At 73.4% G+C, this 14,491-nt stretch carries 11 protein-coding genes; 4 read left to right on the top strand and 7 right to left on the bottom strand.

From position 1 onward, the window contains the following. The 7 genes from ACR807_RS37020 to ACR807_RS36990 all read right to left on the bottom strand — a co-directional run. Window positions 1–965: chlorinating enzyme (locus ACR807_RS37020; protein WP_438926172.1), on the bottom strand; the 965-nt coding region annotated here is incomplete at its 3' end. Between the two features lie 18 nt (window positions 966–983). Continuing rightward, window positions 984–2,807, bottom strand: coding sequence for an amino acid adenylation domain-containing protein (locus ACR807_RS37015; RefSeq protein ID WP_438926171.1), 1,824 nt, complete (start codon window positions 2,805–2,807; stop codon window positions 984–986). A 29-nt stretch (window positions 2,808–2,836) separates the two neighbouring features. Further along, window positions 2,837–3,811 carry a DUF6039 family protein gene (locus ACR807_RS37010; protein ID WP_438926170.1) on the bottom strand — a complete coding sequence of 325 codons (975 nt, stop codon included), beginning with the start codon at window positions 3,809–3,811 and terminating at the stop codon, window positions 2,837–2,839. A gap of 131 nt (window positions 3,812–3,942) precedes the next feature. Continuing rightward, window positions 3,943–6,276 carry an ACP S-malonyltransferase gene (fabD, locus tag ACR807_RS37005; protein WP_438926169.1) on the bottom strand — a complete coding sequence of 778 codons (2,334 nt, stop codon included), beginning with the start codon at window positions 6,274–6,276 and terminating at the stop codon, window positions 3,943–3,945. A 31-nt stretch (window positions 6,277–6,307) separates the two neighbouring features. Beyond that, entirely contained in the window at window positions 6,308–7,090 is a 783-nt protein-coding gene (locus tag ACR807_RS37000) for an enoyl-CoA hydratase-related protein (RefSeq protein WP_438926168.1), read from the bottom strand. Then, on the bottom strand, window positions 7,081–8,325 hold the full coding sequence (locus ACR807_RS36995) for a hydroxymethylglutaryl-CoA synthase family protein (RefSeq protein ID WP_438926167.1): 1,245 nt from the start codon (window positions 8,323–8,325) through the stop codon (window positions 7,081–7,083). Before ACR807_RS36995 ends, ACR807_RS37000 begins: the two co-directional genes overlap by 10 nt. Window positions 8,326–8,364: 39 nt before the next feature. After that, window positions 8,365–9,246, bottom strand: a complete 882-nt coding sequence (locus ACR807_RS36990) for a DUF6039 family protein (protein ID WP_438926166.1) — start codon at window positions 9,244–9,246, stop codon at window positions 8,365–8,367. A gap of 247 nt (window positions 9,247–9,493) precedes the next feature. On the opposite strand from ACR807_RS36990, the gene ACR807_RS36985 reads away from it, so the two are divergent. The 4 genes from ACR807_RS36985 to ACR807_RS36970 all read left to right on the top strand — a co-directional run. Then, on the top strand, window positions 9,494–10,240 hold the full coding sequence (locus ACR807_RS36985; RefSeq protein WP_438926165.1) for a class I SAM-dependent methyltransferase: 747 nt from the start codon (window positions 9,494–9,496) through the stop codon (window positions 10,238–10,240). Between the two features lie 79 nt (window positions 10,241–10,319). After that, on the top strand, window positions 10,320–11,987 hold the full coding sequence (locus ACR807_RS36980) for an AMP-binding protein (protein ID WP_438926164.1): 1,668 nt from the start codon (window positions 10,320–10,322) through the stop codon (window positions 11,985–11,987). A 26-nt stretch (window positions 11,988–12,013) separates the two neighbouring features. Continuing rightward, on the top strand, window positions 12,014–12,706 hold the full coding sequence (locus ACR807_RS36975; protein WP_438926163.1) for a TetR/AcrR family transcriptional regulator: 693 nt from the start codon (window positions 12,014–12,016) through the stop codon (window positions 12,704–12,706). 272 nt (window positions 12,707–12,978) lie between these two features. Then, window positions 12,979–14,491 (top strand): MFS transporter (locus ACR807_RS36970; protein WP_438926162.1); only part of this gene is annotated, 1,513 nt, incomplete at its 3' end.

Below are 14,491 nucleotides of genomic sequence, written 5' to 3'. Positions count from 1 at the left end.
GCGGACGGGACGTCGTGGCGCGAGGGGAAGCGGTGGCCGCGGGTGGTCTCGGTGACGACCCGGTTGTGCGGGTTGGTGTTCTCGCCGGTGACGAGGACGGCGCCGTAGCGCTCCAGCGACACCCGGCCGCCGTACTCCTCGATGTCCTCGGAGTCCGGGTAGACGTCCACCGACGTGGGCACGTACCGCGAGGCGAAGCCGAGCCGCATCTCGTCGGTGTTGCCGCTGTGCGGGTGCGAGGCGTGCATGAGGGTGGACCAGAACATGATGGCCTCGCCCGGGCGCATGACCATCGACACGGCCTTCGACTCGTCCGGGCTCCAGTTCTCGTCCTTCTGGAGCTCGCGGTAGTCGTAGCCGAAGAAGCCGCGCCGCACGCCGTCCTTCTCCGCGTTGTTGATGCGGTTCGGGTCGTAGTGCATCTTCTTGGTCTCGTCGTAGAACATCTGCTGGTGCGTGCCGGGGATGAACTGGAGGCAGCCGTTGTCCTCGTTCGCCTCGGTGAACGCGGTCCACACGGTGATGGTGCCGCCGAACTCCTCCTGCCCCTCGGGCCACAGGATCTGCGGCTTGCCGGAGGCGTTGGCGAACGTGTCCGCCTGGTGCCAGTCGGTGCCCTCGTCGCCCGGGTACTTGGGGAAGAACTCGGTGCGCCAGCACAGCACGTCCGGGCCGAGCACGCTGTTGACCCGGTCGGTGATCTCCGGGCGGCAGATGTGGTCGGCGAGGAACTGCATGTCCAGGTGCCGGTCGTAGTTGGAGATGTTGGTGTTGCCGGACTCCGCGGCCTCGTCCTGGTACACGGCCATGGACCGGTCGAGCATCCGCAGCCGCTCGCGCCGCCAGGTGGCGACCATCTCGTCGATCTCGTAGACCTTGAACGGGCCGAAGTACCCGTTGGCGCGGAAGCTGTCCAGCTCTTCGGGGGTCAGCGCGAACGTCCGCTCACGACCTGCCAGCGTCATGTCAGGGCTCCTTCGGGTTCAGGCGGTGACGTGCTCGGTGGTGGCGCGCCCCGCGGCGGCCAGGGCCAGTTCGACCTGCTCGGCGATGGCCAGCACGCTGGCCGTGCCGTCCAGCTCCCCGCCGGTGAGGCGCAGGCCGAACCGGAGGTTGACGCCGGTGATGACCCGGACGAGCGACAGGGAGGTGGCGCCGATGTCGAACAGGTCGACCGCGGGGTCGACCTGGCGGCCCATGACCGTCGTGGCGATCTCGCGGACCGCGGTCACGACGTCGGTCGCGGCGGGCGGGTTCTCTTCCGTGAGTGGCAAGTCGCTCACAGCCTTTCTGTTCACCTTGCCCTGGGGGGTGATCGGGAGCGCCGCCACCGGGCAGACGGCGGACGGTCGCAGGTGCGCGGGCAGCAGCCCGGCGACGTGGTCGCGCAGCTCGGCGACGAGGTCGCCGCCGGGGGCGCCGGGGGCGGGCACGACGTGGGCGACCAGGCGCACGTCGCCCTCGCCGAAGTCGCGGGCGGTCACCACGGCCGCCTCGACCCGCGGGTGCGCGAGGAGGCACGCCTCCACCTCGCCGGGCTCGACCCGGTAGCCGCGGACCTTGAGCTGGTCGTCGGCGCGGCCCAGGTAGACCAGCTCGCCGCCGGCCAGCCGGACCCCGAGGTCGCCGGAGTCGTAGAGCCGCAGCACGGGCCGGTCCGCGCCGCGGTCGACCCGCACGAACCGCTCCTCGGTCAGCTCGGGCCGGTTGAGGTAGCCGCGCGCCAGGCCGGGACCGCCGACGTGCAGCACGCCGGGCGTGCCGGCGGGCACCGGCTGGCGGCGCTCGTCCAGCACGTGCACCACCAGGTCCGGGATCGGGCAGCCGATCGGGCTGACCGACGGCTGCTCCAGGTCGGCCTCGGTGATCCGGCGCCGGGTGACGTGCACGCACGTCTCGGTGATGCCGTACATGTTGGTCAGCCGGGGGCGGTCGTCGCCGTACCGCTCGACCCACGGCCGCAGCAGGCCCACGTCGAGGCGCTCGCCGCCGAAGACGACGTGCCGCAGCGCGTACGGGGCGGGCTCGTCGAGCATGTCCGCGGCGATCAGCGCGCGGAACGCCGACGGGGTCTGGTTGAGCACCGTGACGCCCTCGGTGAGCAGGAGCTTGCGCAGCAGCGCCGGCATCCGGGCGGTGTTCGGGGGCACCACGACGACCCGGCCGCCGGTGAGCAGCGGGCCCCACGTCTCCCAGACGGAGAAGTCGAACGACGGCGAGTGGAACATCGTCCACACGTCGTCCTCGCCGAACCCGAACCAGGACCGCGTCTGCGTGATCAGGCGCAGCACGGCGTGGTGCTCGACCACGACGCCCTTGGGCGCGCCGGTCGACCCGGAGGTGTAGATGACGTAGGCGGCGCGGTCCGCGCCGGCGGGCGCGGTCGCGGGGGCGGCGGACCCGGCGGGCGGGTCGGCGTCGGCGGCCCCGTCGAGCCAGACCACGCCGGCGGACAGGTCCGCGGGCAGCGCGCCGGCCGAGCGGGTGGAGGCCACCACGACGGGCACCGCGCTGTCCTCGAACAGGTAGCGCAGCCGCTGCTCGGGGTAGTCGGGGTCGATCGGCACGTACGCGCCGCCCGCCTTGCAGATGCCGAGCAGGCCGACCACCAGCTGCGCGCCGCGCGGCGCGCACAGGCCGACCAGGGTCTCCGGGCCGACGCCGACGGCGCGCAGGCGCTCGGCCAGCTCGGTCGACGCCTCGTCGAGCCGGCGGTAGGTGAGGACGCCGTCGGCGGCGGTCACCGCGACGGCGTCCGGCGTCCGGGCCGCCTGCGCGGCGAACGCCTCGTGCAGGAGCCCGGTCACCGGTTCACCCCCGTTCCTGGTGCCGTCGTTCATGCCTGGTCCGGTTTGGCCGTCGCGTAGAGGCCCCAGTGGTGCGGGGTCAGCGCGGTGTCCAGGAAGCTGCCCTGGGTGAACATCCGGGCCCAGGTGCCGCCGCCGCCCTTCTCCGGGGCGCGCTCGCGGAAGAAGATCTCCCGGGCGCCCTCGTCGCGCACGTGCAGGCGCATCAGGCTGCGGTAGGTGGACAGCGAGCGCATGTGGATCATCCAGTGGATGCGGTCCGCCGCGCCGAACGCCTCCTCGTAGACCAGCACGGTCGCCTCGCCGGCCAGGTTGTCGTTGATCACCTGGGCGGCCTCGCGGGCGAACTGCCTCGCCTCGGACCGGTAGTCGTAGACGATCTCGGCGGTCCGGTGCAGCAGGATGCCGGCGTTGGCCGAGTGCAGCAGCTCCTCGTCGGCCTGGGTCGTCTGGGCCCGGGCCGGCGGGAGGTCGACGTCCGCGTCCTCGCTCAGGTAGACGTCGGTGCTCCGCTCCAGCTCGCCGTCCACCCTGGTGCCGTACATCCCCCAGAACTGGGGCAGCATGACGGTCTCCTGGAGGCTGCCGTCCAGGAACATCCGGGACCACGTGCCGCCGCCCCGCTCGGGGGCGATGCGCTGCTTGCCGAACAGCGCCCGGTACGACTCGTCCGAGTCACCCATCCGGACCAGCGTGTCGTAGGCGTCCAGGGACTTCAGGTGGATCAGCCAGTGGATGCGGTCCTTGGTCCCGAACGTCTCCTCGTACAGGAAGACCGAGGCCACGCCCTCCTGGGTGGTGTTGATGTGCTCCGCCAGCTCGCGGGCGAAGACGCGCGCCTCGGAGTGGAACTCGTTGCGCACCTGGGCGGTCCGCTCGACGATCATGCCCGCGTTGGCGCTGTGCAGCGCGCGGCCCGGCGACAGGCTGGTCTGCCCCTGCGCGCCGCGCGGGGCGGACACCGCGGAAAGCTGCCCACCGGTGCGCGGTTCAACGATTGTCACACATTCCTCCTCCAGTCTTCCGCAGCACCAGGTGCCCTGGAGACGCGGGAACCATATATGGCGAATCCATCCGGCAGAACGTCCGAACGGATGAACGCAACGACCCCCTCATAACCATTTTCGAGGCGACCCTATGCGTCTACCCGATGGCTCCCCAGCTCACTTTTGAGCACGCCACCGCCGGTCATTACGCCGAGCCACCGAGCAAATACGGAGACGGCATCCTCCATCAGGCGCGAGGCCACGACATCGACGTGGCGATTACGCCAATGTGCCAGTTCGGTGCTTTTGAGGTATCGGTTGAACGACCCCATCGCGGGCCCCGTGTGCACCTGGGCGTTCACCCGCTCCCCGCCCCGCAGGGCCGCCCTGGTCCCGTCCACGAAGTAGGCGCGGAAGACCTGGGCCATGCGCGCCTTGGGGTCGCGCAGCGCGCGCTCCAGGTCGGCCGGCCGCTCGCGGCGCAGGTACTCCTCGGTGGTCCGCCACACCTCCGCCAGGGGGCGGCGGAAGAACTTGTCCTCCAGGGACGCCACCGCGGCGCCGTCCAGCTCCTCCAGCGAACCGTGCCGCCGGTACAGCTCGTACAGCCTGGTGGCGCGGGCCGCGAACAGCGTGCCCCGGCGGGCCACCTGCACCCGCGCGCCCATCTCGAACATGTCGCCGGCCGGCGCGTAGGCGGTGTCCTGCACGTCCAGGCCGGCCAGCAGGTCCTTGACGTCGTCGGACACCCCGGCCTCCGGGGTGCACTGGTTGATCGACCCGGTGACGACGAACTCCGCGCCGAGCAGGAAGACCGCCGCGACCGCCTCGGGCGAGCCGAGGCCGCCCGCCGCGCCGACCCGGACGCGCCGCGCGTAGCGGTGCTCGGCCATGACTTCATCGCGCAACCGGCACATTGCGGGGAGTAGCGCCAGGGCCACGCCGCCGTCGGTGTGGCCGGCGGAATCGGATTCCACGCAGATGTCCCCGGCGACCGGCAGGCGAATGGCCGCCGCCGCCTCCGCGCGGGTGAGGTGCCCGCGGGCGACCAGGTCGTCCAACAATGCCCGCGCGGGCGGCCTCATGAATGCGGCGGCGACTTCCGGGCGGGACACCTTGGCCAGCACGTGGCGCACCGCGACCGCATTCCCGTGCTCGTCGAGGTGCGCGCCGGAGAACCGAAACCGGACAACCGGGGCGGTAACGGTCGCGTACCCGGCGGCCTCGACGTGGCGCACGTCGTGCCGCAGGCAGAGGGCGACCAGGTCGTGCTCGCGGGCGTCGTCGTCGAGCCCGTGCAGCAGGTTCACCCCGAAGCGACCGCCGCGCCCGAGCTCGCGGGTCAGCCGGGCCACCGCGTCCTCGACCACGTGCCCGCGCAGCCCGCCGGCCCCGAAGAAGCCCATCAGCCCGGCCCGCGCCATGCGCAGCACCAGTTCCACCGACGAGATGCCGTGGTACATCGACCCGGCGAGGTAGGCGTAGCGCAGCCCGTAGTCGGCGCGGAACTCGGCCGACCCCAGGTTCTCGGCGCGCAGCCCGAACGCGGCGGGCGGCGGCACGACGGGCGCGGCGATCTCGGCGGGCGCGGGCACGACGGCGGGCGGGACGGCCGGCGCGGGGGGTGCGGCGGGCGCGGGCAGCGGGCGTTCCAAGGCCTTGCGCCACAGACCGGTCAGCACGGTCCCGGGTCCCAGTTCGCGCAGCTCGCACACCCCGGCCCGGCGCAGGTGGTCCACGGTCCGCGCCCACTGGACGGGCCTGACGATCTGCTCGGCCAGCAGCTCGGCGACCCGGCCGGGGGTGTACGGCTCGCCGGTCACGTTGGCCACGACGGGCACCGCCGGGTCGGCGAAGGTCTCGGCCGCGACGACCCGCCGGAACTCCTCGGCCGCGCCCGCCATGTACCGCGAGTGGAAGGCGGCGCTGACGTTCAGCGGCACGCACCGCACGCCGGGCAGGGCGGTGAGCACCGGGGCGAGCGCGCTGAGGCTGTCCCTCGGGCCGGACAGCACCACCTGGTCGGGCGCGTTGACGTTGGCCGGGTCCACGTCCGGCGCGTGCTCGGCGACCAGCTCGGCCACCCGCTCCGCGTCCAGGCCCAGCACCGCGAGCATCCCGCCGCCGCGCGCCTCCCCCATCAGCTCGCCGCGCCTGCGGACCATGCGCAGGCCGGCCGCGAAGTCGAAGACGCCCGCCGCGAACAGCGCCGCGTACTCCCCGAGGCTGTGCCCGGCGAGGTACGCGGGCAGCGGCTCGCGCTCCCTCGCGTCGAGGAAGGTCAGCGCGCCCACGACGAACAGCGCGGGCTGGGCGTAGCGGGTCTCGCGCAGCAGGTTGTCCGGGTCGCGCAGCAGCAGGTCGCGCACCGGGAGGCCCAGCTCCGCGTCCGCCCGCGCGACCAGCTCGGGGAAGCGGTCGAGCACGTCCGCGCCCATGCCGCGGCGCTGCGACCCCTGACCGGGGAAAACCCATGCCTGCACGGACACTCCTCACCTCGGCGCGAGACGGGCGTCAGCGTTCCCAGGGGAACCGCTGCTCGGTCACGAACGCGGCCATCCGCTCGCGGACGGTGGCCGAGTCGAGCAGGCGGCGGAACTCGGCGACGGCGGTCCGCTCGACCTCGTCGGTGACGATCCACATCCGCCGGAAGTAGTGCTTGGCGTCACCCACCGTGACCGGGTCGACCTTGCCCACCCGGAACAGCAGCCTGCGCAGCAGCAGGTCGAACTCCTCCGCGCGCTCCACGGCCTCGTCGACGAGGTTCCACCGCTGCGCGCGGTCCACGTCGACCGCGGTGGTGGTCAGGGTCATCGAGTAGGCGGCCTGGAAGCCCGCCCGCCGGATCAGGAACGGCGTGACGCACGCGGGCAGCAGCCCCCACAGCGCCTCGGGCAGGCTGAACCGGGTGCGCGCCGTGGCGTGCACCAGGTCGCAGGCCGCGACGATGCCCACGCCGCCGCCGGTGACCCGGCCGTCCACCTGGGCCACGACCACCCGGGGCGTCTCGGTGAGCCGCCGCAGCACGCCGAGGAACTCGGCGCCGCCGCGCTCGGCGGGGCGCGCGCCCGGGTCCGCCGCCGAGGCGAGGTCCATGCCCGAGCAGAACACCCCGCCGGTCGCGCGCAGCACCACGACCCGGCAGCCGGGGTCCGCCTCGGCGGCGTCGAGCACCCGGTGCAGGTCGGCGAGGAGGTCGCCGGTGATGCTGTTCTGCTCGCCCGGCCGGTCGAGCACGACCGTGCAGACCTCGCCGTCCAGGCTCGCCCGGACCGCGGTGGTGGTCGTCAGCTCCACCGGTACCCCCGGTGGAAGTCGCGGATCTCGTCGAGCACCAGCAGCCCCTGACCGGCGAAGCGGTCGTCGTAGACGTCCTGGTACTCCTTCGTGTCGAAGACGTGGTCGCGCACGCCGCTCATGCGGTGCGCGGCCCCGTCGACCAGGACCTCGTACTCGGGCATCTCCAGCGGCCTGCGGTCGGCGATGCGCCGGCCGACGCCGGCCGCGCCCAGGCGGTCCTTGGCCCGCGGCGGCACCACGCCGCTGTAGAACTCCGACGCGCAGCCCGAGCCGTAGGAGAACATCCCGACCCGGGTGTCCCGGTCGAAGGCGCCGTGGTCGATCGTCGAGCACAGCGCCAGGTACAGCGCGGCGGAGTACACGTTGCCGACCTCGGCGCAGTACTCCAGGGAGCCCGCGACCCGCTCGGCGAAGTCCGCGTCGATCTCCGCGGCCGACAGCCCCGCGTGCCGGCGCACCAGCGTGCGGTGCGCGCCGCGGACCATGCCGGCGAACGGGGTGTGCAGCACCAGGTGGTCGAACGTCGTCACGACGTGCGCGCCGACGACGCGCTCCGCGTAGTGGCGGTAGCTCTGGTCCAGGCACTCCAGGTAGGACAGCAGCGACAGGTCGGAGTCGCCCGCCTCCAGGTCCGGCCGGGGGCGGAGGGTGTCCATCACCTCGTGGCTGTAGTAGCCGTTGGCCCCCGCGTCGAGCGCCAGGACGTCGGCCTGCCGGCTGACCAGCATGGCCACCGCCCCCGCGCCCTGCGACGGCTCCCAGTAGGTGCCGCGGGCCGCCGCCATCGCCGCGTCGGCCGCGATGACCAGCGCTTTCACCTCGGGGTCGGGGTGGGTGCCGACGAACGCCGCGGCCGTCTGGAGCGCGGCGGTGCCGCCGTAGCAGGCGTGCTTGACCTCGAACGAGCGGCAGCGCCTGCCCAGGCCGAGCGCCTCGTGGACGTAGGTGCTGATGGGCTTGCCGAAGTCGATGCCGGACTCGGTGCCGACGACCACCAGCTCGATCAGGTCGCGCTCGTCCGGCGCCAGGGCGTCGACCAGCGGCTTGGCGGCGTTGACCGCGTTGGTCACCGCGTCCTCGCACGGCAGCCCGACGGACTTGCGCCGCATCATCAGGTTCTCGAACCGCCGCTGGTCGAGGTCGCGCGCCTGGAACAGCTCGCGCACGCCGACGCTGGTCCTGCCCACGTAGACGTCGATGGCCTCGATGCCCACCGCTGAGTCCGTCGTCACTCGCACCCCTCGCTCCGGTCGTCGTGGTCGGCGGCGGCGTCAGCTGCCGGCCGCACCGGGGTAGTGCGGGATGAGCACGGTGTCGTGCAGGGAGCCGTCGAGGAACAGGGCGCCCCAGTCGCCGCCGCCCGCGCCGTCCGACACGCGCTGCCTGCTCAGCAGGGCCCGCATCTCGTCGTTGCCGGTCTCCTGCTCCAGGACGGCGCGGTAGTCGTCCAGGGTGCGCAGGTGGATCATCCAGTGGATGCGGTCCTGGGTGCCCCACTGCTCCTCGTACAGGAAGACCGTGCAGCGGCCGGCCAGCTGCTCGTTGAGGTGCGCGCCCCACTCGAAGGCGAACTTGCGGCCCTGCTTGCGCAGCGCGTAGCGCACCTGGCCGGTGCGGTGCAGCACGACCCCGGCGTTGCCGCTGTGCAGCATGACGTCGGGGGCCTGGCTGGTCTGGAACTGCGCGGGGGCGGCGAACAGGCCCTCGACGTCGTGGTCGTCGGCGTGGGTGAGGCCGTGCTGGGGCACGATGATGTGCTCCTGGAAGGACCCCTCGGCGAACATCCGCTCCCAGTTGCCGCCGCCCTCGTCGGCGAGCCGGTCGGCCTGCGCGATCTCCTGGTACTCGGCGTCGTGGTCGACCATCTCCAGCAGGCGGCCGTAGTCGTTGGGCGCCTTCATGTGGATCAGCCAGTGCAGCCGGTCCTGCACGCCGAACAGCTCCTCGTAGACGAGCGTCGTGGCGTACGGGTGCAGCGCCTTGTTGGTGCCGTCCTGGAGGTCCTTGGCGAACGACCGGGCCTGCCGGCGGAACCGGTAGTTGACCTGGCCGACGCGGTGGATGATCAGCCCGCTGTTGCCGGTGTGCAGCAGTTCGTCCACGGGATCGGTGGTCTGCGCCTGCGCGGGCGGTACGAAGGTCCACGCCGTCATCGCCTGCTCCTCTCGAAGGGACGCCCCCGCGGCGGTTGTGCGGCAGGCGGAGCAGGACGCTAAGCACGCCGGGATGGCCGCGCCGCTCAAAGTTGTGCATCCCCGGTCACCTGGCAGGACGCAGTATTCGGGGCACGCCGGGAGGGCGGACAAGCGGACCCGACGGTCCGGTTGGGCTATGCTCCCGCCGTAGGCCCGCCTGCCGCGGGACGCTGTCGGTCGAGCGCACCAGAGGGAGTCCGGTTCCATGGCCCAGACGATGTCCTTCGACAAGGACGCCGACGACTACGACGCCTACCACGGCGGCCTGGAGCGGGGCCGCAAGGCCGCCGCCGACATCGCGCCGCACCTGGTGCCGGGCACCGTGCTGGAGGTCGGCGTCGGCACCGGCCTGGTCGCCTACGGCATCCGCGAACTCGGCCACCCGGTGGTGGGCATCGACGTGGCGCCGCAGATGGCGGCCCGCGCCGGGTACCGGCTCGACGGCATGGCCGTGCTCGGCACCGCCGAGAAGCTGCCGTTCGGCGACGACTCCGTGCCGAACGTGGTCATGGTGCACCTGCTGCACGTCGTGGACGACATGAAGGCCACCCTGAGCGAGGCGGCCCGCGTGCTGGCCCCCGGCGGGCGGCTCGTGGCGGTGCACGGCGTGCCCGAGGCCGAGCCGGACGACATGGTGGCCGCCGCGTCGGTCCTGGACGTGCTCAAGCCCGAGGTGCCCGACACCCCGGAGAAGCTGCACGAGACGGCCGCGTCCCTCGGCCTGAAGCTGGTCGCCACCGGCGGCGCGAACCCGTACGAGCTGGACATCAGCCCGAACGACTACGCGGACAGCATCGCCGGCCGCGTGTGGTCCTACCTCAAGAACGTCGACGAGGCCGACTGGGAGCGCCTGGTCGTGCCCGCGGTGGCCGCCCTGCGCGCGCTGCCCGACCCCGGGACCGAGCGCCACCAGGTGTGGCAGGTCCCCCTCTCGGTCTTCACCCTGGACTGACCGCCCGGAGCCCTTTCGGGAGCACGGCCCGCCGCGCGCGGCGGGCCGGGTCGTCCCCTGCCCGCACCCTGGAGGAACCGTGCCCGAGGACGTCACCCTGCCCGTGCTCCTGCGGAACCTGGCCGCGACCGCGCCGGACGCCGTCGCGGTCACCGTCGACCCGGACGCCGTGCTGACCTTCGGCACGTGGGAGCGCCGCTCGCAGGCCGTGGCGCTGGAGCTGCTCGCCCGCGGCGTCGAGCGCGGCGCGCGGGTCGCGGTGTACTTCGGCGGCGACGAGTGGGTCGACTACGCGGTGGCCTACCTGGGCGTGCTCAAGGCGGGCGCGACGGCGGTGCACCTCAACGGCGGCATGACCGACGAGGAGCTGGTCCGCCGGCTCGACCAGTGCCGGGTCGCCGGGTTCGTGCACGGCTCCGAGGCGCCCCGCCCGGTGCTGCTGGGCACCGACCGCTGGAGCACGCCCGTCACCGCGCTGGAGACCGGCCGCACCGGCCCCACCGGCGTCGAGCTGCGCACCGACGACCTCGCCGACGTCCTCTACACCACCGGCACCACGGGCCTGTCCAAGGCCGTCGCGTGCCCGCACGGCAACTACGTCTTCGGCCGCGCCCAGGCGACCATGGACCACATCGCCGCCGTGGACCACATGCTCGCCCCCATGCCCCTGGGCACGTCGACCAGCCAGGCCACGATCTGCTTCCCGATCCTGTCCGGCACGCCGCTGCTGCTCAACGCCCCCGGCGACCCGGAGCGGTCCGCCGAGCTGATCGAGCGGCACCGGCTCGGCACGATCATGGTGCCGCCGCACGCCGCGATCCAGCTCGTGAACTCCGGCGCGGCGGCCCGCCACGACCTGAGCTGCGTGGAGACGGTGGCCACGGCGTCGGCGGCGTTCCCGCCCGCGGTGGCCGAGGCGCTGCTGGCGGCGCTGCCGCAGGCCCGGCTGGCGACGTCCTACACCTCGATCGAGGCCGCGCCGGCCGTGGTGATCAACGTGTTCGACCCGGCCGCGCCGACCGCGCTCGGCGTGCCCGCGCACGGCACCGAGCTGAAGATCACCGACGACGACGGGGTGGAGCTGCCGACCGGGCGGGTCGGGCACGTCTGGCTCCGGTCGGCCGCGCCCAAGCGGCTCTACCTCGACCCCGAGCTGAACCGCGTCACGCACGTGGACGGGTGGACCCGGCTCGGCGACCTCGGCCACGTGGACGAGGCGGGCGTGCTGCACTTCTTCGACCGCGCGGTGGACGCGGTCCGCACGGCCGGCGGGCTGGTCTCGACGTTCGCCGTCGAGTCCGCGCTCTACGAGCACCCGGCCGTGCTGGAGGCCGCCGCCTACGGCGTCCCCGGCGACGACGGCGAACGGGTCGTGGCGCTGGTCGTCACGGGCGACCCGGTCGTCGTGGCGGAGCTGTCCGCGCGGGCGTCGGAGCGGGTCGGCGTCCCCGTGGAGGTCGAGGCGGTCGACGCGCTGCCCCGCAATTTCCTCGGCAAGGTCGTGAAGCGCGAGCTGCGCGCGCGATCGGCAGGCACCCCACGACCCGCGACCGCGGGTGACGTCCCGGAAGGAAGTGAACGACCGATGAGCATCCAGTCGGCCCTGCTGGAGCTGCTGCGCTGCCCCCACGACACCGCGACCCCGCTGGGTCAGGACGGCGCGGAGCTGGTGTGCCCGACGTGCTCCCGCAGGTACCCGATCGTGGACGGCGTCCCCGTGCTGCTGCCGGAGCCGGTGGCGGGCTGACCGCGACGACGGGCACCCTGGACGCGATGACGACCGGAACCACCAGCACTGGGGGCACCATGGCCGGCAAGGCCGAGCGCGGCGTCGCGCGATCCCGCACGGACGCGGTCCGCAACCAGCGGTTGCTCGTCGAGGCCGCCGGCCGGGCGTTCGCCCGGTCCGGCCTCCAGGTCTCGGTCTCGGCGGTGGTCGACGAGGTCGGCCTCGGCAAGGGCACCGCGTTCCGGTGCTTCCGCACCAAGGAGGACCTGGTGGCCGCGGTGGTCGCGGCGCGCCTGTCCGAGCTGGCGGCCCTCGCCGTCCCCGCCACCGACGACGAGTCGCCGGTGGCGGCCCTGCTGCGGTTCCTGGAGCGGCACGTGGAGCTGCTCGTGACCGACCGCGGGGTGTCGGAGGCGCTGGACGACCCGGTCCAGGCGCACCCGGAGGTCCGGGCGGCGGTGGCGGCCCTGGTCGAGGCCGCGGAGGCGGTCGTCGCACCCGCCCGCGAGGCGGGCGGGCTGCGCGCGGGCGTGACGGCGGTGGACGTGGTGGTGCTGGCCGGCGCGGTGGCGCGGACCGCGCGGCCCCTGGGCGCCGTCCGGCCGGACGCCTGGCGGCGCTACCTGCACGTCGTCCTGGACGGGCTGCGGTCCGGCGTGGACGACCGCGACCCGCTGCCTGGGCGCGGCCCGGCGGCCGAGGACCTGGACACCGCCATGGGGGCCGCCGCCCGCTGAGCGCGGGCCCCGCCCCCGCACCGCCCGCGACGGCCACCCCGCGCCGCCCGCCCCACCCCACAGCGCCCACCCCACAGCGCCCACCCCACAGCGCCCACCCCACAGCGCCCTCCAGACAGCGCGCATCCCGCAGTACCCGCCCGGTAGTGCGCTGTTCTGCGCAGCCGCGAGGGCCGCGCGTCCCGGAGGATCGACCGGCACACCCCTTAAGCGGACCAGTGGGTCCGCTTAGCTGCTACGGTGAAGCCCCGATCCCCTCCAGGAGTTCAGCCATGACCGCATCTCCGGGTCTCGACAGCCAGTCCGCCTCCGGAGGAGGCGCGTCCGGGAACCGCTGGCTCGTCCTCGTCATCGTGTGCCTGGCCTACTTCGTCGTCGCACTGGACGCCACCGTGGTGAACGTGGCGCTGCCGTCCATCGAGCGCGAGCTGGGCATGTCGCCCGCCGCGCTCCAGTGGGTCGTCAACGCCTACGCCCTCGTCTTCGGCGGTTTCCTGCTGCTCGGCGGTCGGCTCGCCGACCTCGCCGGCCGCAAGACCGTGTTCATCGCGGGCGTCGTGCTGTTCACCGTCGCCTCCGCGCTCAGCGGCCTCGCCACCTCCCCGGAGGTGCTCACCATCGGCCGCGGCCTCCAGGGCCTCGGCGGCGCCCTGATCGCGCCCTCGGCGCTGTCGATCCTGACGACCGCGTTCCACGACCCGGGCGAGCGCACCAAGGCACTGGGCGTCTGGAGCGCCATCGGCGCCGGCGGCAGCGCGTTCGGCCTGTTGATCGGCGGCCTGCTCACGGGCCTGCTGTCGTGGCACTGGATCTTCTTCATCAACGTGCCGTTCGGCGTCACGGCCCTGGTGCTGGCGGTGCGCACGGTGTCGAACTCGCGCGAGGAGCTGCCGCACCGCAGCTTCGACGTCGCGGGCGCGCTGACCGTGACCGGCGGCCTCGTGCTGCTCGTGTGGACGCTGAGCAACGCGCAGGCGTGGGGCTGGACCTCCCCGGTGGTGCTGGCCCTGCTCGGCCTCGGCGTGGCCCTGCTGGCGGCGTTCGTGGTCATCGAGTCGCGCAGCAAGTTCCCGCTGATGCGCCTGAGCGTGCTGCGCATCCGGACGCTGGCCGTGGCCAACGCGACGCTGATCTTCCTGACCTCCGGCATCTTCACGATGTTCTTCTTCTCCGCCCTGTACCTCCAGGGCATCCTGGGCTACGGCCCCATCCAGGGCGGCCTGGCGTTCCTGCCCGCCGCGATGGGCGTCATGGTCGGCGCCACCGTCGCGGACGCCCTGGCGCGCAAGATCGGCCACGTCGTCACCGGTGCGGGCGGTCTCGGCCTGGCCACGGTCGGCATGCTGCTGCTGTCGCGCATCACCGCGCAGTCGACCTACGCCGCGGACCTGCTGCCCGGCCTGCTGTGCCTGTCGATCGGCCTGGGCATCGCCTTCGTGCCGATCACGTTCCTGGCGACGTCCGGCGTCCCCGAGGCGGACTCGGGCCTGGCGTCGGGCATCTACCAGACCGTGCAGCAGATCGGTGGCGCGATGGGCCTGGCGGTGCTCGCCGTGCTGGCCGCCAACCGCACCGAGGCGGTCCTCGAAGGTCCCTCGCCGCTGCCGCTGCCCGAGGCGCAGGTCGCCGGCTTCAACGTCGCCTTCGTCGGCGGCGCGGTGCTGCTCGCCGCGGGCGCGGTGGTGTTCGCGGCCCTGCTGCGCAAGCGCCACATCGCGCCGCTGCTGGCCGAGGCGGAGGCCGCCAAGGCGGCCGGGCCGGAGCCGGCCGGGGAGTCGGCGAAGG

Source organism: Saccharothrix sabaoui, assembly GCF_051756985.1.
GTDB lineage: Bacteria > Actinomycetota > Actinomycetes > Mycobacteriales > Pseudonocardiaceae > Actinosynnema.
The sequence above is the reverse complement of the archived record's forward strand: the minus strand, read 5'-3'. Positions and strand labels throughout refer to the sequence as shown.

Coding starts and splice junctions, on each gene's coding strand:
- ACR807_RS36975 (WP_438926163.1), top strand. CDS start 12,014: ATGACGACCGGAACCACCAGCACTGGGGGCACCATGGCCGGCAAGGCC.
- ACR807_RS36990 (WP_438926166.1), bottom strand. CDS start 9,246: ATGACGGCGTGGACCTTCGTACCGCCCGCGCAGGCGCAGACCACCGAT.
- ACR807_RS36985 (WP_438926165.1), top strand. CDS start 9,494: ATGGCCCAGACGATGTCCTTCGACAAGGACGCCGACGACTACGACGCC.